The sequence below is a fragment of the Pedobacter sp. UBA5917 genome (genome assembly GCF_002432345.1).
In the GTDB taxonomy this organism is placed as follows: domain Bacteria; phylum Bacteroidota; class Bacteroidia; order Sphingobacteriales; family Sphingobacteriaceae; genus Pedobacter.
This window is the reverse complement of sequence record NZ_DJDT01000040.1, coordinates 1-24,454: the sequence shown is the minus strand read 5'-3', so window position 1 is coordinate 24,454 and position 24,454 is coordinate 1. Positions and strand designations below refer to the sequence as shown.

22 protein-coding genes and 1 pseudogene are annotated in these 24,454 nt (G+C 39.9%); 8 read left to right on the top strand and 15 right to left on the bottom strand.

Annotation, left to right across the window (positions count from 1 at the left end; genetic code table 11):
* The 3 genes and pseudogenes from B2V92_RS02745 to B2V92_RS02735 all read right to left on the bottom strand — a co-directional run.
* Positions 1–298: pseudogene (locus B2V92_RS02745) on the bottom strand (transporter); the annotation flags it as partial.
* Positions 291–1,349 carry an HlyD family secretion protein gene (locus B2V92_RS02740; protein ID WP_293304608.1) on the bottom strand — a complete coding sequence of 353 codons (1,059 nt, stop codon included), beginning with the start codon at positions 1,347–1,349 and terminating at the stop codon, positions 291–293. The gene B2V92_RS02740 and the pseudogene B2V92_RS02745, both read right to left, overlap by 8 nt.
* Before the next feature lies 1 nt (position 1,350).
* Complete coding sequence (locus B2V92_RS02735; protein ID WP_293304607.1) at positions 1,351–2,688, bottom strand: TolC family protein; 1,338 nt, start codon at positions 2,686–2,688, stop codon at positions 1,351–1,353.
* An 85-nt stretch (positions 2,689–2,773) separates the two neighbouring features.
* On the opposite strand from B2V92_RS02735, the gene B2V92_RS02730 reads away from it, so the two are divergent.
* Positions 2,774–3,601: a helix-turn-helix domain-containing protein gene (locus tag B2V92_RS02730; protein ID WP_293304606.1), complete on the top strand. Its 828-nt coding sequence runs from the start codon at positions 2,774–2,776 to the stop codon at positions 3,599–3,601.
* On the opposite strand, the gene B2V92_RS02725 is transcribed toward B2V92_RS02730, so the two are convergent.
* The 3 genes from B2V92_RS02725 to B2V92_RS02715 form a co-directional block, all read right to left on the bottom strand.
* Positions 3,582–3,830 carry a cytochrome b5 domain-containing protein gene (locus B2V92_RS02725; protein ID WP_293304605.1) on the bottom strand — a complete coding sequence of 83 codons (249 nt, stop codon included), beginning with the start codon at positions 3,828–3,830 and terminating at the stop codon, positions 3,582–3,584. The genes B2V92_RS02730 and B2V92_RS02725 overlap by 20 nt on opposite strands.
* Before the next feature lie 307 nt (positions 3,831–4,137).
* Positions 4,138–4,821 (bottom strand): lycopene cyclase domain-containing protein, encoded by a 684-nt coding sequence (locus tag B2V92_RS02720; RefSeq protein ID WP_293304604.1) that lies wholly within the window; start codon positions 4,819–4,821, stop codon positions 4,138–4,140.
* Position 4,822: 1 nt separating this feature from the next.
* A complete protein-coding gene (locus tag B2V92_RS02715; protein WP_293304603.1) occupies positions 4,823–5,353 on the bottom strand; it encodes a hypothetical protein in 531 nt (176 codons plus the stop codon).
* Between the two features lie 201 nt (positions 5,354–5,554).
* On the opposite strand from B2V92_RS02715, the gene B2V92_RS02710 reads away from it, so the two are divergent.
* Positions 5,555–7,036: a phytoene desaturase family protein gene (locus B2V92_RS02710; protein WP_293304602.1), complete on the top strand. Its 1,482-nt coding sequence runs from the start codon at positions 5,555–5,557 to the stop codon at positions 7,034–7,036.
* A 619-nt stretch (positions 7,037–7,655) separates the two neighbouring features.
* Here B2V92_RS02710 and B2V92_RS02705 read toward each other — a convergent pair.
* The 5 genes from B2V92_RS02705 to B2V92_RS02685 form a co-directional block, all read right to left on the bottom strand.
* A complete protein-coding gene (locus B2V92_RS02705) occupies positions 7,656–8,186 on the bottom strand; it encodes an RNA polymerase sigma factor (protein ID WP_293304601.1) in 531 nt (176 codons plus the stop codon).
* Positions 8,187–8,314: 128 nt separating this feature from the next.
* Entirely contained in the window at positions 8,315–9,331 is a 1,017-nt protein-coding gene (murB, locus tag B2V92_RS02700) for a UDP-N-acetylmuramate dehydrogenase (RefSeq protein ID WP_293304600.1), read from the bottom strand.
* 89 nt (positions 9,332–9,420) lie between these two features.
* Positions 9,421–9,831 carry a hypothetical protein gene (locus tag B2V92_RS02695; protein ID WP_293304599.1) on the bottom strand — a complete coding sequence of 137 codons (411 nt, stop codon included), beginning with the start codon at positions 9,829–9,831 and terminating at the stop codon, positions 9,421–9,423.
* A 104-nt stretch (positions 9,832–9,935) separates the two neighbouring features.
* Positions 9,936–10,613 (bottom strand): hypothetical protein, encoded by a 678-nt coding sequence (locus tag B2V92_RS02690; RefSeq protein ID WP_293304598.1) that lies wholly within the window; start codon positions 10,611–10,613, stop codon positions 9,936–9,938.
* 55 nt (positions 10,614–10,668) lie between these two features.
* Entirely contained in the window at positions 10,669–11,112 is a 444-nt protein-coding gene (locus B2V92_RS02685; protein ID WP_293304597.1) for a sterol desaturase family protein, read from the bottom strand.
* Between the two features lie 167 nt (positions 11,113–11,279).
* Between B2V92_RS02685 and B2V92_RS02680 the strand changes: the two genes are divergently transcribed.
* The 6 genes from B2V92_RS02680 (at position 11,280) to B2V92_RS02655 (ending at position 19,240) form a co-directional block, all read left to right on the top strand.
* Positions 11,280–11,891, top strand: coding sequence for a TetR/AcrR family transcriptional regulator (locus B2V92_RS02680; RefSeq protein WP_293304596.1), 612 nt, complete (start codon positions 11,280–11,282; stop codon positions 11,889–11,891).
* A gap of 82 nt (positions 11,892–11,973) precedes the next feature.
* A complete protein-coding gene (locus tag B2V92_RS02675; RefSeq protein ID WP_293304595.1) occupies positions 11,974–13,314 on the top strand; it encodes a TolC family protein in 1,341 nt (446 codons plus the stop codon).
* A 2-nt stretch (positions 13,315–13,316) separates the two neighbouring features.
* Complete coding sequence (locus tag B2V92_RS02670; protein WP_293304594.1) at positions 13,317–14,384, top strand: efflux RND transporter periplasmic adaptor subunit; 1,068 nt, start codon at positions 13,317–13,319, stop codon at positions 14,382–14,384.
* A gap of 84 nt (positions 14,385–14,468) precedes the next feature.
* Positions 14,469–17,663: an efflux RND transporter permease subunit gene (locus tag B2V92_RS02665; protein WP_293304593.1), complete on the top strand. Its 3,195-nt coding sequence runs from the start codon at positions 14,469–14,471 to the stop codon at positions 17,661–17,663.
* Positions 17,664–17,925: 262 nt separating this feature from the next.
* A complete protein-coding gene (locus B2V92_RS02660) occupies positions 17,926–18,729 on the top strand; it encodes a hypothetical protein (protein WP_293304592.1) in 804 nt (267 codons plus the stop codon).
* A 304-nt stretch (positions 18,730–19,033) separates the two neighbouring features.
* Positions 19,034–19,240 carry a hypothetical protein gene (locus B2V92_RS02655; protein ID WP_293304591.1) on the top strand — a complete coding sequence of 69 codons (207 nt, stop codon included), beginning with the start codon at positions 19,034–19,036 and terminating at the stop codon, positions 19,238–19,240.
* Between the two features lie 78 nt (positions 19,241–19,318).
* On the opposite strand, the gene B2V92_RS02650 is transcribed toward B2V92_RS02655, so the two are convergent.
* The 4 genes from B2V92_RS02650 to B2V92_RS02635 all read right to left on the bottom strand — a co-directional run bounded on the left by B2V92_RS02650 (position 19,319) and on the right by B2V92_RS02635 (position 24,251).
* A complete protein-coding gene (locus B2V92_RS02650; protein ID WP_293304590.1) occupies positions 19,319–20,416 on the bottom strand; it encodes an MFS transporter in 1,098 nt (365 codons plus the stop codon).
* A gap of 221 nt (positions 20,417–20,637) precedes the next feature.
* A complete protein-coding gene (locus B2V92_RS02645; RefSeq protein WP_293304589.1) occupies positions 20,638–21,291 on the bottom strand; it encodes a TenA family protein in 654 nt (217 codons plus the stop codon).
* Positions 21,288–22,103: a bifunctional hydroxymethylpyrimidine kinase/phosphomethylpyrimidine kinase gene (gene thiD / locus B2V92_RS02640; RefSeq protein ID WP_293304588.1), complete on the bottom strand. Its 816-nt coding sequence runs from the start codon at positions 22,101–22,103 to the stop codon at positions 21,288–21,290. The genes B2V92_RS02645 and thiD overlap by 4 nt, the downstream gene beginning before the upstream one ends.
* 600 nt (positions 22,104–22,703) lie before the next feature.
* On the bottom strand, positions 22,704–24,251 hold the full coding sequence (locus B2V92_RS02635; protein ID WP_293304587.1) for a choice-of-anchor I family protein: 1,548 nt from the start codon (positions 24,249–24,251) through the stop codon (positions 22,704–22,706).
* Positions 24,252–24,454: the final 203 nt, after the last annotated feature.

Below are 24,454 nucleotides of genomic sequence, written 5' to 3'. Positions count from 1 at the left end.
GGTAACACCAATAGGCAATTACGATTTCTAAAATAATACAAATCAGCAGGTAATCTTTCGTAACCACCCTGGCGAAAAACCGCCGCTCTACCACTGCAAAACTGGCTACTGCCGCATAGAACATCAGTAAGGAAAACTGAACATCGGATGCGCTTGCACCATAATAACCTGCCGCCGCAGTACCATCGGCAGTAGATAATGCAAAAAGCAATACCGATGATAAAAGCACCGCAAAAATGCTCAGTATTACCAGCCATTCGGGTACCCTTGCTTTAAATATCGGCAAACGATCAGTCATTTTTTTTCACTTTAACACTTGCACTCATACCTGCACTTAGCAGATTAATTCCCTGATCCTGTTTATCCAGGCGAATACGTACCGGGATCCTTTGCGCAATTTTCACAAAGTTTCCGGTCGAATTATCCGGCGGCAATAATGAAAACCTTGATCCTGTTGCACCGGAAAGCGATTCGATTTCGCCCTGAAACGATTGTCCTGGGAAAGCATCTACTTCTACATTCACTTTTTCACCAACATGCATCTTGGCAATCTGCGTTTCCTTAAAATTGGCTACCACCCATTTCCCTGCACTTCGATCAACCAAATAGGCGATGGTTTGGCCGGTTTGAACCAATTGCCCGACCTGTATCGTCCTTCTACCCATTTTACCATCATAAGGCGCTACAATTACCGTGTAAGAAGTATTCAGGTTATTTCTTTTTACTACTGCTGTTCTTCTTTTTATTTCAGATTCCAGCACACTGCTTTGAGCTTTAATATCATTTGTTCTCGAAATAGCCGTTGCATAATCTTCTTTGGCCGCGAGGTACTCTGCCTGTGCTACCTGCAACAAACTTTCTATCGTTTCCAATTGCTGACGCGTGGCTGATTCTGCATCGAAAAGTTTTTTATAGCGGTTATATTCTGTTTGCTGTTTCCATAATTTTGCTTTTGCAGCGGCAATTTTAGCTGCGGCAACCAATGCAGTGCTCTGTGCGGTTTTAATGTTACTCTGCTGTACCGAAACCTGTGCTTTAGCATTTAACAACGAAGCCGAAGCTTCATCCTGCTGTACCGTATAATCGTCATCATCAATGAGTACCAGCGTATCGCCTTTTTTTACTTCCTGGTTTTCTTCAAACTTTACAGCTTTAATGTAACCGCTTACCCTTGCCGTTATGGGATTAATGTATTCATCAACCTGGGCATCATTGGTTTCTTCATATTTCATGTAACCGAAAAGGGTTTGCCCGCCCCATACCATCAGCACTACCAAAACGATGAGTGCGATGATGGTGGTAATCCTACTGATGATTTTATCGGCCTTGCTTTGTTTCTGTGTGTTCATTTTATAAGTTTCCTACGGCTTTTTGTAATTGATAGTATTGTATTTTGGCATTCACTTTTGCAGTGGTAAGTTCGAACCTCGATTGCAGTAACTGCGTTTCGGCATCAAGCAGATCGGTTAAAAGCGACAACTGGTTGAAATAGGTATTCTGTACAATGCGGTAACTTTCTGCAGCCTGTTTAATATTCTCTTCGGCCAATGTGATGCGCTGCACCGATTCTTTGTAGCGGATATAATTTTCCTGTACCTCCTGGCGGATATGATCTTTTACATCCTCATCTTCTACCTCCTGCTGCTGCACTTTAATTTTTGCTTCTTTTACTTTATGCTGGTTGGTGTACCATGATGAAATCGGGATTTTAAGTTTAAGCCCCACCATACCGTTGCTGTAAAGCGAAAGTGCATAAGGGTAAAACTGGATCTGCGGATAGGCAAAGGCATACTCACCGAAAAACCCCAGGGAAGGCATGATATTCGATTTTACATTTTTAAGTTTAAGTTTCGCCAGTGCCTGTTCTTTTTCCGAAATCTGGATTTTGTAAGAAGATGTTTTCGCATCGTTAAAATATTCATCAACCTGTTTTAAAGCAATGGCATTGGTTTCCTCGTCCGGAATCTGCGGATTTAAAGGCGCATCATCGGCCCTGCCGATCAAGATATTGAGTTTCTGTTTGGCAATATTGATACTGTTTTCGATCTCTGTGAGCAGCATCTTTTGTTTAGAAAGGCGCAATTCGGCCCTTAATACATCACTTTTTAATATCGTGCCGTTTTTATAGAGTTGGTTAATTTCGGCAAGCTGTTTTTCGCGGTCGCGGATATCCTGCTCTAACAAAGCTTTGTAAGAAATATTGCGGAACACATCGTAAAAATAAACTGCAGCCGTATAATGGATTTCCTGTTTACTCTGCCCCTTCTGTATTCTGCTCAACTCACTTTCCACTTTCGAAGCATTAATTTCGATAGTGGTCTTGCCGCCGTTGTAAATATTGAAATAAGCATCGGCACCGGCTTTATAATAAGTTGGCGCTACCGGAAACTGACTTGGGGTATGGAAAAGCCCGTTTTCGTAAATCGGTAAGGGAAAAACGTGTGCGTAAAGTCCTTCGGCAGCAATTTCGGGCAATCGCTCGGCCTTGCTCACTTTTACATGCGCATCGGCAGCCTGCACGTTTAGTCCCTGCATCTGGATCTTTTTATTGTTGCTATCGGCCAATGCCCAAATCTGGTTTATGGTAAAATTATGCTGATCGGAAATTGTCTGTGCCTGTACAAAAACTGATAATAAAAGAAAGGCCGTACACACCCAAAACATTCTTTTACGCTTTAAAAAAATCATATCTGTTAATTAATGATGCAAATTTCGCTACAGATTTGTTACTTTGTTTTATCTAAACTGACATATATTTATTCAAACCAGCCAAATGATAAAAGTTAGCAACGAAGACCTTTTATTTGCAATCGACGAAAAACCAGAAACCATGTATGTTTGGCATAGCAGGTTCGAAGACCGATTTCAAGATCATACCCATTTAAAGGGGCAGCTTACTTATGTAGAGGGTGGCATTATTTTTTTATATACCAAAGAGAAATCTTACTTTTTACCTGCGCGGCATTACGTTTGGATACCGGCCGGAGTAGAGCACCATTTGCAACACCGTTACCATGCCGCCATTGTGCGGAATATCTATTTCGATACTACTACCGATGATGAAAACCCATTTTATAAGCAGATTGGCATTTACCCTGTAAATAACCTGCTACTCGAAATGTTCCTTTTTTCGGAACGCTGGAACGGGAACATTATACCCAAAACGCACGAATACGATTTTTTAAATACGCTTAAAAATATTTTGCCGGTGGTGAGCGAACACCCGCTGCCTATCGCACTACCTACGACCGAAAATATGCGGTTACGTCCGGTATTACGGCATATTGTAGATGGTTTGGCCGACGATGGCATGAGTTTGGAAAGTGTAGGCAAAGCCATGGGTTTTAGCGAACGCACGCTCTCGAGGTTATTTCAATCGGCTTTAGATACTTCCTTTTTTCAGTACCTAAAACTGGCCCGGATGATTAAAGCAATGGAAAAATTATTGGAAAGCGATGCGACCATTAGCGAGGTGGCTTACCAGGTGGGCTATAACAGCATTTCTTCTTTCAGCAACACTTTTTATAAAATGGTTGGTAAGCGGCCGTCTGAATTTAAGGAGTTGAAACAATCTACCCTTACTAAAATGAACCTGGTTTAGCCAGCATGGCAATTGGCGTAAATTTCTCGAAAACGGCTTCGGTATGTGGCGCATCGGGCAATTCGTCGGTTAAATCCTGTCCGGCCCAATGTTCGTAATGTTTACCGTTACGCCATAACCTGCTATCGGTCATATCGTAAATTAGCCCCTTGTAAGCTACCCATATCTGGGGTTTATCCTGTCCGTTGCGCAAGGCGAGCTGTTGTTTTGTATAAACCGGTAAATCCATTGATGTTAATTTAGCATTGAAGATAGAAAAATTTAAGAAGACAGTCTCTCTAGAGATCCCGTCATTTCGAGCGGAGTGCAACGCAGTCGAGAAATCTATTGAGCATAGATCTCTCCGTTCCGCAAAGGCTCCAGTCGAGATGACGGATTTTATTGGATTCGAAGCGCAAAACCGCTGTTTATAAACCCGATTGCAGTGGTAGCTGCCGGCTTCACGCCGGCACTACAAACGAAAAGCGGGACCGCAGCCCCCTAAGCATTACCGAACATTCATTTTCCAGCAAAAAATCAACGAATTTTATCTTACGCTACGCTTTTATTCCCTTAGCCTTAAAAACCTCATACAGAAAAACATTCATCAATAACAAACTCATTAGATAAAAATGATCTTCGAAAGGGATACTGCCTACTCTAAATCCTATATTTTCTTTGTTATTGTACATTACCACCGGAATAGCCGTTAAAAATCCATTTACGATATAAAAAGGAATAAGCGAAACGAGGTAGGCCCTGTAAAACCTGTACATAAACCTAAATTTAATGTTTACATACTCTACATAACCCAAAACCAACAGCAAGAAGCCAAAATTGATAAAGGTATACCATTTACTGTAACCAAAAAACAACATGGCCACGCATAACCCGATAAACAAATTGCTCAGTGCCAAACTATACCTCTGCAGATGGTTTTTAGGAAAATAAACATTTAAGCATTCGTAAATAAACACACAGGCATAAGGAACGGTTAAAAAGAACAGCATTTCTTCTAAAGGCAAGCCCATTAAGTTTATCCCGATTAAATAATCCGGATTGAAAGACCATACATTAAGTTTGGTAAAAAGGATATCCCATATTAAAAACACCACACCGGTAATCAATATTGCAGGGAATATATATTTCCATTTGCTAAAGAAATGCACCTTTTTATCGAACGATAAAACCAGGGGAAAGAGAATAACGGCAAGGTTGATCAGTAAATAGGTATAATGCATTTTAGAGGTGTTTATTTAAGATTTTAATTTCGGCCGAAGTACATTTTTTACTATCGATCATAAATTTGGCCACATTTTTAACCAGTTCTTCATCTGCCAGACCAAAATTTTCATTCTGATAATGTTTAATGATTTCTTTTTTATCCGTGGCCAGATCTTTACTAAAACCCAGAAATGAAGGGGTATAAAACTCGATCGAAAAACGCATAAAACGGATTTCCATATTTTCTTTGTCCATATCTATAGCCTTTTGCATGGTTTTTAGCGATCGGCTTACATATTTGATTTTGTTGTACGGATTCCACGAATGTTTAGCCTTTAATGCTTCCAAAGTACCGGTATAACCGGTAATCAAGGCCGTTTTATTGGGTAGTTTATTCAGCTTTGTAAATAAAGAATCGGTAAGTCTGGAGTTTTCTACCGCTTTAACCATGTTGGTTTTCAGCACCGCAATTTCCTGGGTAGATAACTGGGCGTAAGTTATATTGCTTGCAGCAAACAGCAGCAAAAATAGAATCCGTAGTTTAATCATGTTTGGGCATAAAGGTAAGAAAAGCTTAGCGCATTTGTTATTCTTGTTATATACGTCATCTCGAGCGAAGTGCAACGAAGCCGAGAGATCTATCTCGAGTTGGATCTCTCCACTCCGCTATGCTCCGGTCGAGATGACGACGATTTGTTGACGTGTATAATTAACAAAAACAAAACGCAATAAATTTCCTTTATTTACACCATGGAGAAAAAGCCCAGGATAACCGTTATTGGTGCAGGTTTTGCAGGCTTGGCTGCAGCAGCTTTATTGGCGAAAGATGGCTGCGAGGTTACCGTCATCGAAAAAAACGAAATGGCCGGCGGCCGTGCCCGCACTTGGGAGAGAGATGGCTTTATCTTCGATATGGGTCCAAGCTGGTACTGGATGCCCGATGTTTTCGAAAATTATTATCAGCTATTTAATAAAACAACTTCTGATTTTTACGAGCTGAAAAGATTAAGTCCATCGTACCGGATTTATTTTGGCAAAAACGACACGCTTGATGTACCTGCTACATTAGATGATTTATACCAGTTATTCGAACAGCTGGAACCCGGCAGCAGTAAAAACCTGGAAGCCTTTCTCGATCAGGCCAAATACAAATACGATGTAGGCATGAACGAATATGTTTTTAAGCCCTCGCACAGTGTAATGGAGTATTTCGATCCGAGGCTGGCCATCAGCGGAATAAAACTCCAGCTTTTGGGCAACATGCGAAAACATGTACACCAATTATTTAAAAATGAGCGGTTAAGGAAATTATTAGAATTCCCTGTATTGTTTTTAGGTGCTACACCACAAAATACACCGGCATTGTATAGCTTAATGAACTATGCCGACCTGGTTTTAGGCACCTGGTATCCACTGGGCGGTATGCACAAAATTGTAAGCGCCATGCAAAAAATTGCTGAAGAACAGGGCGTAAAGTTTGTTTTCGATACCGAAGTAACCAAAATAGCAGTTAAGAACAACATTGCTGAAGAGGTAGTGACCAATAAGGGCAGTTTTAAAAGCGATTTTGTAGTAGGAAATGCAGATTACCACCATATCGATCAACATCTTTTTGAAAAGCCTTACTGCAATTACAGCGAAAAATATTGGGACGAAAGAACCATGGCCCCTTCCTGCCTGTTGTTTTATATCGGCTTAAATAAAAAACTGGATAATATACTACACCACAATTTATTCTTCGACGAAGATTTCGATCTCCATGCCGAAGAAATCTATACCCAACCACAATGGCCAACAAAACCCTTGTTTTACGCTTGCTGCCCGTCGGTAACCGACCCAGGCGTAGCACCAGAGGGTTGCGAGAACATTTTCTTTTTGGTTCCGCTTGCGCCCGATTTAAAAGATAGCGAAAGCAAAAGGGAAGAATACTTTAATTTACTGGTAGAACGGTTTAAAAATTTAACCGGAAACGACATTAAAAATAACATTCTGTTTAAACGGAGCTATGCGATGAACGATTTTATGGCAGATTACCATGCCTTTAAAGGAAATGCGTATGGATTAGCAAACACTTTGAAACAGACAGCCTTTTTAAAACCGAAGATGAAAAGTAAAGTAACAAATTTTTTATATACCGGACAATTAACCGTTCCAGGCCCCGGAGTGCCACCTGCAATCATATCCGGACAAGTGGTAGCAAAAGAAATAAAAAAAAAGTTAAAAAAAGCTTGACAAATTTAAAATTTCCCTTATCTTTATAACCACAAAACAAAAACATAGTATTAAAGCTTCAAAACACATAATTGTTCGGGGTTTTAATTTGTTTCGAAATAAGAGAGAAGGCGAATTGTTGAAAGAAAAAATAAGAATCAACTAACCAAATATATGATAAGCAAAAAGGCCTGAAGTTTCAGGCCTTTTGCTTTTTAATACTTTTTTCTAACACAATCGTCATGCTGAATTTATTTCAGCATCTTACCTTAAAATTAACTACATTCGACGAGCTTGTTAAAAGACTCGGTTTACTCTATAGTTGGCCTATAAAAGATCCTTCGACTACGCTCAGGATGACAGGCTATAATAATATAAACTTAATGAAATAAATCTGCGGCCTTTTCTTCGTTATCTGCGGGAAACAAAAATGCGATATCATTCGGGGTTTTTCCCGCGGATACAAAAAAAGATAAAAATCGCAGATCAAACAGATACGGCATACTAGAGAGACCTATCTCGAGATAGATCTCTCCGCTACGGTCGAGATGACGAATCTTTTATTGAATTCCGCTATTTCAACCTTAAACAAAAAAGGCCCAGATAAAATCTGAGCCCTTAGTTTTTCGATTGATGTATCTTAAGCCATTTCAGAAATGGCAATTTCTTTCGAATATGTTTTCAAGTATTTTTTCAGGATTCCCCTGGCTACGTGAATACGTGTTTTAACGGTTCCGATCGGAATCTCCAACATATCGGCAATTTCGTGGTATTTATAACCTTCAAAATAGCGGATAAATGGCACATAATATTCTTCCGGCAATTGAGAAAGGGCTTTATCGATATCGCCCAGCACAAATTTGCTTTCTGCCTGGTTTTTAGTGGCACTGTATGAAAGGTTTGCTGAAGAAATATCTTCGCTCTGTGTAATCAACGTATTGGTTTTCACTAAACGGCGGTAGTTGTTAATGAAAGTATTTTTCATAATGGTAAACAACCATCCTTTTAAGTTCGTACCTTCTTTAAACTTATTGTAATAAGTGATTGCTTTAAGCATGGTGTCTTGAACCAAATCATTTGCGTCTTCTGCGTCTTTTGTGAAATTTAAAGCGTAAGATCTAAGTGATACCGAGTGATGATTAACCAGATGATTGAATTCAAATTTTGTCATGATGTTTAGCTTTAGGTAAGATTAAAACAAATGAATTATTGTTCATTCTCTTTAACCTAAACAAACTTAGTACCAAAAATTTATGGCACGGTGCCAAAACCGTAAAACTCCCTTTCGGCGGGTTTTCGTCACAGAATATTTACTTCCCGTTCTAAAGTGACCCCAAAAGTGGACTTAACACTGTCTATAATCTGTTCAGAAAAAGCATAAACTTCCGTGCCAGTTGCACCTCCATGGTTAACTAAAACCAACGCCTGGTTTTTCCACGTACCCGTATTCCCCACAATTTTACCTTTCCAGCCACATTGTTCGATCAACCAGCCCGCTGCCAGTTTAATCTTACCGTCGGCTGTGGGATAATGTACCACATCGGGGTGTTTAGCCACAACATCGGCAAATTCGTATTTTTCGATTACCGGGTTTTTAAAGAAACTGCCTGCATTGCCAATGGTTGATGGATCGGGCAGTTTACTTACGCGGATATGTGATACGGCTTCAGAAACATCCTCAATATTGGGATTTTCGATTCCCCTTTTCTGAAGTTCGGCCTCTATTGCGCCATAAGAGGTATTGATTTTTGCTGCCGACGATAAGCGGAAAGTAACCGAAGTAATAATATACTGTCCTTTTAATTCGCCTTTAAAAATACTTTCGCGATAACCGAAATGACAATCGGCATAGGTAAAAGTTTTTATATTGCCGGTTTTGATCTCAAATGCAGTACAGCTTTCGAACACATCTTTAAGCTCAATACCATAAGCACCAATATTCTGTATGGGCGATGCGCCTACCGTACCCGGGATAAGGCTCAGGTTTTCGACCCCTGCAAAACCACGGCTTACACAATATTGCACAAAATCGTTCCAGACCTCTCCGGCACCCGCAGTAGCCAGTACCAAATCGCCTACCATTTGGGCTGAAATGCCTTTTATACCCATCTTGATTACCAAACCCTCGTAGTTTTGGGTAAACAGTACATTGCTTCCGCCACCGATAACGAATAGCTGTTGTTTTTTCACGATTTCGTTCTGAAATAGCTCTACCAATTCTTCCTCTTCAAATATTTCGGCAAAGTAATTGGCCTTAACGTCGATACCGAACGAATTGTATGGTTTTAAAGAGACATTTTCCTGGATCTGAAGCATGTTGATTTTGTGTTATGCTGCAAAAGTAAGAAATAATAGATATAGTAATTTACCACCGTGGTATTCTGTCGGGATTATTTTATTCGGGATTATTCAACAATCTTCGTTATTCCCTTATCAAAGTTAAAACTCTTAAAAGCCGGTTTTGGGGTTTCTACTTTTACACCGCTTAGTTTCCAACCAGTAAAAGCAGGTTTAATTTTAGCAAGCTCCAATAAACGGTAACGTTCTTTGGTTAAGCGGGCACTGATCAAACCTACACTATCAGATTCGGTCTGGCTTAAATGTTCAATTTCACTTTCCAATTTAGCCAATGTAACATCTAGCTCATTTCCTTTTTTAAGACTATCATTGTAAGCTTTTGGTGAGACATTGTAAAGGCTATCGAGTTTTGCGCTCTCAAAATCAATCTTTTGGCCACTATTTCCATATTTTGATTCAACGAGTTCGATAGCGCGGTCTTTATCTGTTTTTTTGCCGCAGGATATGATTGTGACCACTATTAAAAACAAACAGTATATATAGATTTTTCTCATCTTTCAATTTAAGAAAAATAGAACAAGCACCCTGCCAAGAATATGCTTTTGATTTCTTATTTAAACACCTATTTCTTTTTTATTATTTCGTCGATCTTCTTTTTAATGGCCACACCTTCTTTACTCTGCTTTAAAGGAGCAGAAAGTGCATCGTATAATTCTACAGGCGAATTAAAATCAAATTCCTTGAAAAAACCTGGTATAGCAGCAAAACGCACAAAATTATCCAATTCGTTAAGTGCTATCGGCGAATCGGCATTCTGCTTCATATATCTTAGAAACTTTCGATCCCTTAGTGCCTGGATCGCATCTTTTGATTGTTGAAGGTAAACTCCCCCGGCTATTATTTTTGCAGGTTCCAGATTATATGGGTTTTCAATATCCAATTTAATGTTTTCGAGATAAATCGATTTCAGATTGGCACTACCACCCACAAACCATACTTTCTGTTTTATTTTTGATTTTACCTGATCTAAAGTAATGTCCCCACGCTCATCAAGAAAAATAAAACCCCTCCTCAGGAGCTGTCCTTCCAAACTACACGTTGCCGGAATCTTAAAAACACCACCTTCCATTGGCTTAATCAAAAACAGATCAGGTTTTCCCGCAACCGGTGCTTCGCTCACCAGATAAGCAAATTTTGCATTTTTAACTTTTTGAACCACCCCTTCTACAGTAAATTTGATGGTTTGTGCCTGTAACGATCCCGCAAAAAGCAATGCAAGGCAAAGAATATTTTTTCTCATAGCGTTATATTTATAATATTAAATATAAAACTAACATCGTAGTTAAAAAAATATTTTATTGATTTTCCAACAGATTTTTCCTCACAAATAACAATCCAAAAGCTCTCCCATTATCCTTTCCCCTATTTTTATGATGTATTTTGTGCGCTTTCCTTACGGCCCGTAAATAAGCATTATTGCTTTTAAAGGTTTTAAAGCGACGGTGCACAAACCAATCGTGCACTACAAAATAAATTAAACCATATAAGGTAATGCCCAAACCGATAAAAAACCTATAACCAAAATTTTCGCGGTCGGTAAACATTAAATACAGCGAAAGCACAGCAAAAAATAGCGCAAACAGATCGTTCCATTCGAAAAAAGATTTTGCCTTTTGGTGATGGCTTTTATGCAGAAACCAGAGCATACCATGGAATAAATACTTATGTATAAACCACGAGAAACACTCCATTGCAATGATGGTAAACAGGAGGGTAAAAACGTTGATTAATATTGGCAAAATTCTTAAATGATTGGTTTGTAAAGATATATAAACAGCTGAATATTAAAAATTATGTCATAGAATTGTAAGCTTAATGCGCTTTTGAACAAAGCTTTCATGACAAATCATTTTTTAGCACTATTTTTGACTAAAATATTAAAAAAGTCAGAAAGTAGAAAAGTAAAATGATTGTAGCCGATAAAAAGAGAGAGCAGATTATTGATGGTGCGATAAAACGCTTTATCCATTTTGGTATTGGTAAAACCACGATGAACGATATTGCAGAAGACCTCTCCGTTTCCAAACCATCGCTTTATTATTATTTCCCGGATAAAAAACATTTGATTGTTGGGGTAATAGAAAGGGTATTTAACGATTTCTTTGAACTGATCAAAAAGAAATACAATCCTGATCTGCCAATAGAGGAAATCCTTTTTAACACCATTGATGTAAGAAATACTTTTTTTCAGAAGTATTACATGTTAAGGATCACAGAAGGCATTCCCGATCTGCTGAACGATGAAGTGATAAAAGGAAAATTACAAACACTAAAACAATCAGAAAAAGATTTCTTCGCCGAGATTTTCAGCCTCGCAAAAGAGAAAAAAGAAATCGAACACGATGATACCGGCCACATTGCAGAGCTTTATCTGGAGAGTTTAATGGGGCTTTGTACCATGTGCATCATGGAAACCGGTAAAGATCTTTTCCCTGATAAAAAAGCACTGAACAAAATGACAATGAAGCAAAAAAACCTCACTACCATATTTGTACGGGGTTTAAGATGCGCAGATTAATATAGTGGCCGGAAGGATAAATATCCACAGCCCTGAGATAATTTAAAATAGATAGGAACCCAAAAACAAAAAACAATACATTATGCTTAGAGTAAAAATGGTAAGGTTAATGCTCATCGTCCTGATCGGTTCGGTTTTACCGCAACTGGTAGCGGCCCAGCAGCAGGTTACCTTAAAAGATGCGCTAACCTATGCGCTCCAAAACAACACCAAGGTGCGCAACGCGAAACTGGATATTGAAGGAGGAAGATATAAGGTAGAGGAAGTTAGGGCACAGGCCTTACCCCAGATTACAGGTAACGTTGGTTTAACCTACAACCCAATTATCGGTCAGTTGGTTGCCAATTTCGGCGGACAAACACAGGCCATTAAACTAGGTCAGAACTGGAATTCGACTGCGGGCGTTCAACTTTCGCAACAATTGTTCAACCAACAGGTTTTTACAGGCCTACAGGCTGCAAGATCGAGTGAGGAGTATTATAACCTGACTTCTAAATTAACTGAAGAACAGATTATCGAGCTGGTTGCCAATAACTATTATCAGGTTCTGGTAAACAGACAGCAGTTAAATGTAATCGATACCAACATCAAAAACGTAAGAATTGTTGAGAAGGTAATCGGGAACCAGTTTAAAAATGGCCTGGCCAGAAAAATCGATGTAGACCGTATCACGGTAAATCTAACCAACCTGAATACACAGCGCGAGCAGGTAATTAATGCGATTACACAATTGGAAAACCAGTTAAAATTTTCGATGGGTATGCCGGTTTCGACACCGATTAGCCTGCCTGCTACAGAATTAACCGAAGTTACCACGCTTCCTGTATTTACAGATTCTATTGATCTGGCAAACAGAACAGAGGTTAAACTTTTGGATAACCAGGATAAACTTTTGTCGCTACAGAGAAAAGCTTATGTTGCAGAGTATTATCCATCTCTGTCGTTAACCGGTAATTATACTTATTCGAGCCAAAGTGATGGTTTTGATTTCTTAAAATCGAACGCTGCTGCCATCGGATATGGTGCATCAGCTGTTGGCCTAACTTTAAAAGTGCCAATTTTTAACGGCTTTTTAACACGTTCAAAAATCCGCCAGGCTGATGTAGATATCAGAAAAGCAAAAGAAAGCAGAAAAGAATCTGTAAACTCTTTAAACATGGCTTACGAAAATGCTAAGATCCAATTACGCAACAACTTAAATACCATTAAGTCGCAGCGCAAAAATGCAGATCTGGCACAGGAAATCTACAAGAGCACACAAAACAACTATAACAATGGCCTGGCTTCGTTAACCGATCTTCTCGATACAGAGAATGCATTAACCGAGGCACAGAACAGCTATACGCAGGCTTTATTAAATTATAAAATAGCCGAAATACAACTAATTAAATCAAACGGAAATATTAAATCGCTAGTACAATAGAAATGAAAAGAGTAATTACCATCATTATCGTAGTTGTTGTTGCCCTTGGTGCAATAGCCTATGTTTTAAGCAACAATAAAAAGAAAAACGAAGAGAAAACTGCTTTCATTGCTAAAGGTGGAGGTGCGGTTGCCGTTCGTGTTGCTACAGTAGAGAAAAAGGTTGTGGACATGGATTTCGTTGCAAACGGAAACTTTGCCCCTAAACAGGAACTTAACTTCTTGTCGGAAAACGCAGGTCGTGTTACTGCCATCAACGTTGATGAAGGTGACCATGTAAGCAAAGGACAGGTATTGGCCCGTATTGATGCAGAAATCATCAACACCGACAGGGAAACTGCGCAGGCATCGTACGAAAATGCAAAAAGAGACGAAGCCAGGTACCAAAGTTCGTACGAAACAGGCGGTGTAACGCAACAACAACTGGATCAGGCTAAACTGGCTACCAGAAATGCAAAATTGCACTTACAGGCTTCGCAACGTAAAGTGAGCGATGCCAACATTAAATCGCCTATTAACGGTATCGTTAACAAAAGATATATCGAAGTTGGTGCTTTTGTAACCGCACAGGGAACGCAATTATTCGAACTGGTTGATGTTTCTAAACTGAAACTGAAAGTTAACGTAAACGAATCGCAGGTTGCCAGCTTAAAAATCGGTGATAACATCGCGATTAAATCGACCATTTTTCCTGATGAGAAATTCTCAGGCAAGATTACGTTTATCGCTCCAAAAGCTGATGCTACTTTAAATTTCCCTATCGAAATTGAAGTAACCAATAATACCAAAAGCAGTTTAAGGGCCGGTATGTACGGAACAGCTGTTTTCAACTTTCCTAAACAGGCGCCAAGCATCCTTATTCCACGTACCTCTTTTGTGGGTAGTGTAAGCAGTAACCAAGTATTTGTATACGATAGGGCTGCAAACGTTTCTAAAATACGTAATGTAGTTGCAGGCCGTATTTTGGGCGATAACGTTGAAATTGTTGATGGCTTAAAAGAAGGTGAAACCGTGATCACCAGTGGACAGATTAACTTAGCTGAAGGTACTGCAGTTAGTATCGTAAAATAGTTCAGTTCGCAGTTTTCAGTTTACAGTTGTCATCCTGAGCTTGTCGAAGGACGATATTTAGTTCAGTTGAAATAAAAAATAAAAATGAAAATAACAGATATATCTATAAAAAGGCCTTCGCTGGTGATTGTGGTATTTACCGCACTTACCCTGCTCGGGCTATTAAGTTACTTTTCGTTGGGTTATGAATTACTTCCAAAATTCTCTAACAACGTAGTATCTATTTCGACCATCTACCCTGGTGCTTCACCAAATGAGGTTGAAAACACCGTAACCAAAAAGATCGAGGATGCGGTATCATCGATGGAAAACATCAAAAAGATCAACTCTGTATCGTTTGAGAGTTTATCAACCGTTACCATCACCTTAACCGATGCGGCAAACATCGATATCTCCTTAAACGACGCACAAAGAAAGGTAAACGCCATTCTTTCTGAATTACCGGAAGACGTAAAAACGCCATCGTTAAGTAAATTCTCTTTGGATGATTTACCGGTAATCACCATGTCGGCATCAGCCAATATGGACGATATTACCTTTTACGATCTGATTGATAAACGTATTGCCCCGGTAATTTCGAGGGTAGCGGGTATTGCGCAGGTAAACCTTGTAGGTGGTTCGGAACGTGAGATACAGGTATCGTTAGATGCTGATAAATTACAGGGTTACAATCTTTCTGTTCCACAGGTGCAGCAACTGATCCTTTCTTCGAACTTAGATTTCCCTACCGGAAGTGTTAAAACGCAGAACCAGGATGTATTGATCCGTTTATCGGGTAAATACAGAAGTATGGACGAGTTAAGAAACCTGGTTTTAACCACTTCTAAAACCGGTACACAGATCCGTTTAGGTGATGTTGCCGACGTTCAGGATTCCCAGAAAGAAACCGAAAAACTGGCACGTATCGATCGTAAAGCATCTATCGCCATCCAGATCATCAAACAGAGTGATGCGAATGCGGTAGAGGTGAGTAAAGGTGTACATGCCATTATCGCCAAACTAAAAACAGAATATGCTGCAAATAAATTAGACATCAGAATTGTTAACGATAGCTCTATTTTTACTTTAGAATCGGCAGATGCGGTAATCCACGATTTGATCCTTGCGGTTATCCTCGTGGCATTCGTGATGCTTTTCTTCCTGCACAGTTTACGTAACGCGATCATTGTAATGGTATCCATTCCGGTTTCGTTAATTGCAACCTTTATCGGGATCAGTTTATTTGGTTTTACCTTAAACTTAATGTCGCTACTTGGACTATCACTCGTGGTAGGTATCCTCGTGGATGATGCGATTGTGGTACTGGAGAATATCCAACGACACATGGAGATGGGTAAAAATAAGGTTAGGGCTGCATCTGATGCAACAAGAGAGATTGGTTTTACGGTTGTATCCATTACCTTCGTAATCGTAGTAGTATTCTTCCCAATTGCAGTAAGTACCGGTTTGGTATCAAACATCCTGCGTCAGTTCTGTATCGTGGTAATTATTGCAACCTTACTTTCGTTGGTGGCATCGTTTACCATTGTACCGTTAATCTTCTCACGTTTTGGTAAATTAGAGCGTATCGAAGGTAAAAACCTATTTGGCCGCTTTATCCTTTGGTTCGAAAAACAATTAAAGAAATTTACCCTTTGGATTACCAGCATCTTAAACTGGTCGTTAAATCATAAAGCGCTAACATTGGTTGCGGTTGTAATCATGTTCTTAAGCTCATGCGGATTATTGGCTGGTGGTTTCATCGGTTCGGAGTTCTTCCCTAAATCAGATAAAGGAGAGTTCCTGGTACAGTTGGAGTTACCTAAAGATGCTTCTTTAGAGCAAACCAACTTCTTAACACAAAAAGCAGAAGCTTTCTTAGATAAACAACCAGAAATTACACAGTTGATTACCACTGTTGGACAATCGACAGGTGATTTTGGTGGTACACAGGCAACAGCTTACAAATCGGAGATCAACGTAAAACTTGTAGAGCGCGATGAGCGTAAAGGGGTTTCATCAGACATTTTCGCAACCAAAATGAGCCGTGCATTGGCAAAAGAACTGGTTGGAGCGAAAGTAAAAACAGTTCCGATCAGTATTTTGGGTATTGCAGAAAATGCACCGATCCAGTTGGTGGTAATGGGATCTGATCTGGATAGCGCTTTAAAATATGCAGAAGGTGCGCAAAAAGTGCTTGCTTCTATTCCCGGCGCTACAGAGATTAAATTATCGGTAGAGAAAGGAACGCCTGAAATTAATGTTCAGGTAGACCGTGATAAGATGTCGGCAGTTGGTTTAACCTTACAAACCGTAGGTTCTACCATGCAAACAGCATTTGCCGGTAATACTGATGGTAAATACAGAAAAGGTGAATACGAGTACGATATCAATATCCAGTATCAGAACTTTAACCGTAAAAACATCGACGACGTACGTAACCTTATTTTTGTAAACAGTACAGGTGCGCAGATTAAATTATCGCAGTTTGCAACCATTACAGAAGGTTCGGGCCCTAGTCAGTTAGAGCGTTTAAATAAATCTACTTCGGTATCGGTTAAAGCACAATCAATCGGTAGGCCAACAGGAACCGTGGTTGCAGAATTTCAGGCGAAGCTTGAAGATATGCAGAAAAGCGGTAAGCTAAAAGCGCCGGTTGGCGTAAGTTATAGCTGGGCGGGTGACCAGGAGAACCAGAGCGAAGGTTTTGGTACCTTGGGTATCGCGTTATTGGCTTCAATCATTTTGGTTTACCTGATCATGGTTGCCCTTTACGATAGTTTTATCTATCCGTTGGTGGTAATGTTCTCGCTTCCGTTAGCGGTAATCGGAGCATTGTTAGCGCTTGCTTTAACCAATAACTCAATCGGTATCTTCACCATTTTAGGTTTGATCATGCTAATGGGTCTGGTAGCGAAAAACGCGATTATCCTTGTCGATTTTACCAACCACTTAAAGGCTGAAGGTAAAGAAACCAAAGAAGCGCTTGTACTGGCCAACCATGCCCGTTTAAGACCGATTTTGATGACAACCATCGCCATGGTGTTCGGTATGCTTCCTATTGCATTGGCCAGTGGTGCCGGTGCGGAGTGGAAAAACGGTTTGGCATGGGTTATCGTTGGTGGATTAACCAGTTCGCTATTCTTAACCCTGATCGTTGTACCAGTGGTGTATTTAATCTTCGACAGAATGTTAGAGCGCTTTGGTTTCAACAAAAAAGGAAAAACCATTGATGAATTAATGGTAGAACCTTACGATCATAAAGATGTGAGTGAATACGATTTAGATCACGGACATTAATACATCCATATTAACAATCAATTAGCCCCGACCCAAAATCGGGGCTTTTTTGTGGGCTGAGCAACCGTTACAACTTTGCTCACGATGGTTGTTCGGCCCAGAATCATTTTACACGTCATGGTTCGTGTCGCCACGAACCATTATTTTTTTGCCACAGATGCACAGAAAACACGGAAAAGTATTTGTAACAGCGACTTTTTAAAGATAATTCTACAATACTGTCTCCAAACAAATTAGGTATCCATATTGTATATTAGGGATTATGTTCAAAATCATTTTTAGCCTGTTCCTGATCTGTTCCTCACTCATTGTTAAAGCCCAGCATCCACCTGTTTTTGCCGCAATGAAAACGGACTCGAGTTTTATTAAAATTTACAATTTCGATATCACCTTGGTAAAATATAGCTATAAACCCAATGGCGTAAAGTTTTTGGTGGTGCACGATAATGAAGACACAGGTGTAAAAGCGGGTTTTGATTACATCCGCTGGAGCGGTGGCGAACTGATCGACAGTCAGTATGGAGGTATCCGTGATTATTATTTCACTTACATGGACGATCAATATCGGATAGATCCAAATGCGATATATACAGAAGTTGGCGTAAATACCAGGTTAAAAAAAGATCTTTTCAGTTCTAACGAAGTTGAAAAAACGATTTTGGCCGCAGGTAAACAGATTGTAGATTTTTACGACCCGAAATCTACAGGTTACTTTTTAACCCTGCATAATAATGCTGATGGCGGTTTTGGCATTTCCTCTTATCTGCCCGGATACGACCTGGCAAGTACAGCCGATTCTGTTTACATCAACTTTGAAATGGATGGCGACGACCTGATTTATGTAACTGAAGCTAGGTTATTTACCAGCTTAAAAAAAGCGAAAGTGAATGTAATCCTTCAATCTAAATTCGCCTCCAACGATGGTTCGCTTTCGGTTTATGCCATGCAGAACAATATCCCGTATATTAATGTAGAGGTACAGCATGGGCACCAGGAAGAAAATTTAAGGTTAATCGAACTGGCTGTTGCTACATTAAAAGAGCATGGGTTGGTTAAGAAGGAGTAGTGAAGGGTTTATTGATAAAAAACTTCCCCCTTACCGTCATTTCGAGGAATAATTTATTTCATAAAAATCAATATTATTGACAGACACGTTAACGTAAATAACTCCTAAAAGTTACCGTCATTTCGAGCGGAGCGCAGCGAAGTTGAGAAATCTACCGCGAGATAGATCTCTCCATTCCACTGCGTTTCAGTCGAGATGACGGTTTTTTATTTAAAGTCTGTCAATGGTAGTAGAGTGCAGGGCAATGACAATACTTTAAATGTTAAACTTATCTTTAAAACTGAACCTAACAACAAGCTATATCATGGCGAATTTATTAAATTTGGTCATGAACATTTTTGCAAATACCAATGACAACAATGAGCCGGCAGAAGCTGAGACAGTATTCTTAAAAGAGTATAACGAGGAAATAGACAGGGCAGATAATGAAATTGAAGCCGGGAACTTCATTTCCCATAAAAAGGTGGAACATTTTTTTGCACTAAGACGCAAGAATGTTCAATCATCTTGATCTAAGGAAATCTGGTATTATTCAATTAACCCGTTAACCTCCTGAGCGTAGTCGAAGGGTAAACAATTAACCTTTAACCTAATTCACCCCTTTTAGTTTCGTAATCAAAAAAGTAATCAGGAGACCAAAAACAGAAATTATCCCAAAAGAATAACGTAAGCTCGATAACTGCGAAACATAACCGATTAACGGCGGCCCGAACAGGAATGCAAAATAACCGATACTCGAAACCATGGTGATTGCTTTACCGGCGGGCACTTTTTTATTGTTACCAGCAATACTGTAAACCATAGGTACAATACTCGAAACCCCCAAACCGATAAGCATAAAACCAAAAATAGCCACAATAATATTCGGGAATATTACTGCCAGTGCCATACCGATTGATATAATGGCTCCACTAATCTGCAGGAGGTTTTTACGCCCGAATTTACCGATCAGGTATACACCCAAAAATCTGCCGCTTGCCATCATAAACATAAACGAAGCGTAACCAATAATTGCTTTGTTATGCGGTAATTTCACCACATCTTCGAAATAAATAGCGCTCCAATCAAACATGGTTCCTTCTGTTGCCATACTGCAAAAAGCGATAATCCCCAATAAAACCAATATGCCCTGCGGCATGGTAAAAAACTTTGTTTTTTCGACCGGAACTTCAGGTTTGCTGTTATGGTCTAATAACTTTTTCGAGCTAAGCACCACATTCGTTAATGATATTAGGGCAATAATCCAAAAGTGGGTATACATGCCCAATTTTAAATTAACTAATCCCAATGCAATTAAAGCCCCTGTTAAGTTCCCGATACTCCAGGCCCCGTGGAAAGAACTCATAATCGGTTTGCCATAATAATTTTCACCCGCAACGCCCTGGGTATTTAAAGCAATATTACAAAGGTTACCCGTGATACCAAATAGCACTAAAAAAGCGGCTAGTTGCCAACCTTCGGTAGCCAATGCCAAAAAAGTTAAAGCTATTGCATAAAGTGGTGCAGTGGCCCTGAGCATTTTTTTACTACCAAAATGTGTAGTCAGCTTTGCGGAGAAGAACATGGTAATGATCTGCCCTGCGGGCAATGCAAAAAGAATAGAACCCAGTTCGGCATCGTTTAAGCCCATCGAAGCTTTAAAAGTTGGGATCCTGCTGGCCCAGCTTGCAAAGCAAACCCCCTGCATAAAGTAAAAGGCAGATATGGCTAAACGAACTTGTTTTGGAGAACTTTGCGCTAATACAGGCTTATTTTCTTGGTGAACTAAAATTTCCTTTTCTTGCGTACTTTCTTCCAAAACTGATCTCTTAAAAATAGGTTAAGTCACAAAGTTCCTTAAATCTATTGGAAATACTGACATTTTTTTGATTTTATATCAAAATATTTGCACAAAAATCTGTTAAAATTTTAAATTTTCCATTTTTCCATTTGATATGCACTATCCCAGAACATCCATTCCAAACGTGCAGCCATTTCGAAAGCGATGAACATTTTCTCCCGGGTTGCGGCGCTGGCCTGTGTGGCTAACTCATCGGTTATCTTGATCGCTTTTTGTACCGCAGCTGCAAATTCGGCTCCTGCGTACATATCGATCCATCTTTTATAAGGATTCTGATCGCCGGTTTGTTGTGCAAAAATATAATCACCTACCGCTTTATAAATCCAGAAACAGGGTAGAACGGCCGCAGCAGCAACTTCAACATTAGCATAAGCCGCTTCACTAAGAATATAATTGGTATACAACAGTGTGGAAGGTGTGGGCTGTACCTTGCTGTCTAAACCAAATTCCACAAAATAACTTTCATGTAGGCCCCGTTCGGCAAAAATAGCCCCTGTGGCAAAGTCCGCAAAAGCCAGCACCAGTTCGGCATCCTGCATCCGGCTGCTAATGGTGCTTAATGTCCGTCCGAATTCTAAAAGATAATAAGCATCCTGTGCCAGATAGAAAATAAACTTTTCTTTGGGTAATGTACCATTGCTCAGTTCCTGATTAAAAGGCAAGGCTAAAATCTGATTATAAATGGGTTTAACCCTTTCCCAGGCCTGTTCGCTCCACATCATTGTATAATTAGTTTAAGGGGATCAAAAAAATGATTTAGCGGACCGTTGCCTTTACCGGTTTCAACACCGCGGCCAAATTGTAAAGCCTGACTGATGTAATTTTTGGCTTTTTTAACTGCGCCAAGTAAATCTGCACCTTTGGCCATTTCGGCAGCTATGGCCGATGATAGGCTACAGCCTGTTCCATGTAGGTTTTTAGACTGGATAAAATTGCTTTCCAATACCACAGGAGCATTGTTACCCTCGAGAAAAACATCGTAAATAACCGGCCCGGCCAAATGTCCACCTTTTACCAAAACAGCTTTTGTACCTTTTTCGATAATTTTTCGGCCAGCAGCAATCATATCATCGAGGTTATTGATTTTCTGTCCCGAAAGGATAACTGCCTCATCGATATTTGGAGTTACCAAAGTTACTACAGGAAATAATTTTTCGATTAACTGGTTAATCGTATCAGGCTCGATCAGTCGATGTCCGCTGGTGGCCACCATTACCGGATCTAAAATAACCGGAACGTGATGATAAGTTTTAAGCTCATTTTCGATTACCTGCACCACTTCGGCGCGGTTGATCATCCCGATTTTGATAGCTACGGGCGCAATATCCTCTAATACTGCCTGAAGCTGATCTTTAATGATTTCGGCAGGAATACCATGTACCGACCTTACGCCCATGGTATTTTGAGCAGTTACAGCGGTAATTACCGAGGTGCCAAAGCAGCCTAGGGCAGAAAATGTTTTTAAATCGGCCTGTATACCGGCCCCACCCCCACTATCAGAACCAGCTATGGTTAATACGTTAATGTAATTCATACGAAAGACTCATTTTTTGATATAACTTCAGGAGTCTTTCAAATGCAGGATGCATCGCACAATTGTGCAGACAAACTAATTTCCTACGCCGGCATTATCCGGATCAGGTTCATTTATAGGCATAGGGTATAAGGTAGGGCATAGGGTTTTAACCTTTCGCCTTTTACCTCTTACCTTTCACCTATAAAACGGGTATATTCTCAGCCTAATGATTTGAAGGCACCCCTAAAGTTTTATTTTGTAGCGCAATATAGGGCTTAGTTTTTATTGTTCGGAGAAAAAAGGGAAAAAGACTAAAACGGAAAGACTAAAGACCAAAGTGGAAAGACCAAAGACTAAAGCGGAAAGACCAAAGACTAAAGCGGAACCATATAAAGCCTACTTCCTCGACCGGAACGCATCGATAGAAACGTCATCTCGACCGGAGCGCAGTGGAGCGGAGAGATCTATCTTGCGTGAAAACCCTGAAACAAGTTCAGGGTGACGGCCCAATGGAATGGTCGCTATTCACTCTGCTCGAAATGACGAAAGTGACTAAAACAAAAAAATCCCGATATAAATACCGGGACTAAAACATAATAATTAATAAAGGGATAGAGACTATATTTTATCGGGCTGATAGAACCGAACTGTTCCATCTGCTTCATTAGAAACAATTAATAAACTTCTTCCGTTAGGACTGTCTTTCGGTTTCACGAACAATAAACCTTCAGGTGCATCACCTGTAGAAAATAACTGAACAAAAACAGGTGCTGCCGGATTGGTAACATTATAAATAGCAATCGCATCGGCACGTTCCATACCGATAAAAGCCAGGGTTTGCCCGTTAACCTGCGCCACTGTTACACTTTCTACTTCTACACCCTTGTTGTCAGAACGGTCATCATCATACATATTGGCATCGATTACGTGCTGTTCTAAATCTTTACCGATATTGGCTACCAAAGCGCCTGTATTTGCATTAAGAATACTAACACTTCTTCCGCCCGTTGAGTATAATTCCTGATATACTTTATTGGTACCAACCATGGTAAAACCCGCAGTATTGGTTACGGTAAGCCTACCCAAATTAGCATCTAACTGCAAGGTTGCAGCATTCGGGAATTTAGCCGGATCCAATACAAGATCTTTTACGCGTACTTCTTCTTTTGCATCTTTTGGGGTATAATCCTGTCTGGTATCTCCTTCATTGGCTAAAGCTAAATAAGCCGTGCCATTGGTAGTAAAATACGAGATGGCATCTGGCAGATAGTAAGCCTTAATTGGCCAGGTACCCAGCACTTTTTTGCTGTCTTTATCACTTACATCGAAAGCATTTTCGGACAAACTGATATCTCTTGTACCCAACGGGTTAATTTTGGTAATGGTTCCGGCAACGATATCAACTTCGGCAACACCATTATTTTCCTGTAAGGTAACATAGGCTTTTTTCGAATCGCTGCTTACAGCAATGTATTCGGGTTCGATATCCTGCGTAAAACTTGCATTGTAGCCATAAATTCTGAAACCGCCAGCCACTAAAGTTGCTTTTTGCGATTCAAAAGCCGAAAAATCTAAAGTTTTTACCGAATAGTTATCTTTGATATTGATGATCGAAATGGTGCCTTTAGGATCAACTGTATAGGCAAGATTCGGTTCGCCCTCGTTGGCAGATAAAATATAATTTCCATCAGGACTGAAAGTAACCATATCAGGCATGGCGCCCACAGTGATTTTTTTCACTTCTGATAAATCGGAGGTTTTTAATACTAAAACATCACCATTTCCCTGTTTATCGGCACCATCCAATGCGATTGCCAACAGTCCGTTGCTTACCGCCACACTATTGATACCTGCGTTATTTGGATAGGTTAAAGTTTTCAACTTGGTAATGGTTGGGTATTTACTCATATCCACCACATCAACCTTGGTTCCGCCATCGTTACTTACTACAAATAGTTGTTTTGTTGAAGGATCGTAGGCAGAAATTTCTGAAGCAAACTCTCCTCCAAGATCAATAGAAGCAATTTCTTTAAAGCTATCGATTTTCTCGGGAACAACAGCTTCAACCGGAGGATCTACAATAGGATCATCTGTTGGATCTTTTTTGCAGGCAGCAAATGCCAACGACGCAATAAGGATTGCACCAAATAGTTTTTTACAGTTCATGGTTTGTTTAATATCTGAACCGCAAAAATAAATCGCTAAAACGCTGTTTTTCAGCCGACGGATATTATCATTTGGTTAAGGAATTGTGAAGAAAGACTAAAGACCAAAGCGGAAAGACCAAAGACTAAAGCGCCCCATGTCGTCGCGTCATCTCGACTGAAACGAAGTGGAACGCCCGCCTGCTTCGGGCAGGGAGAGATCTA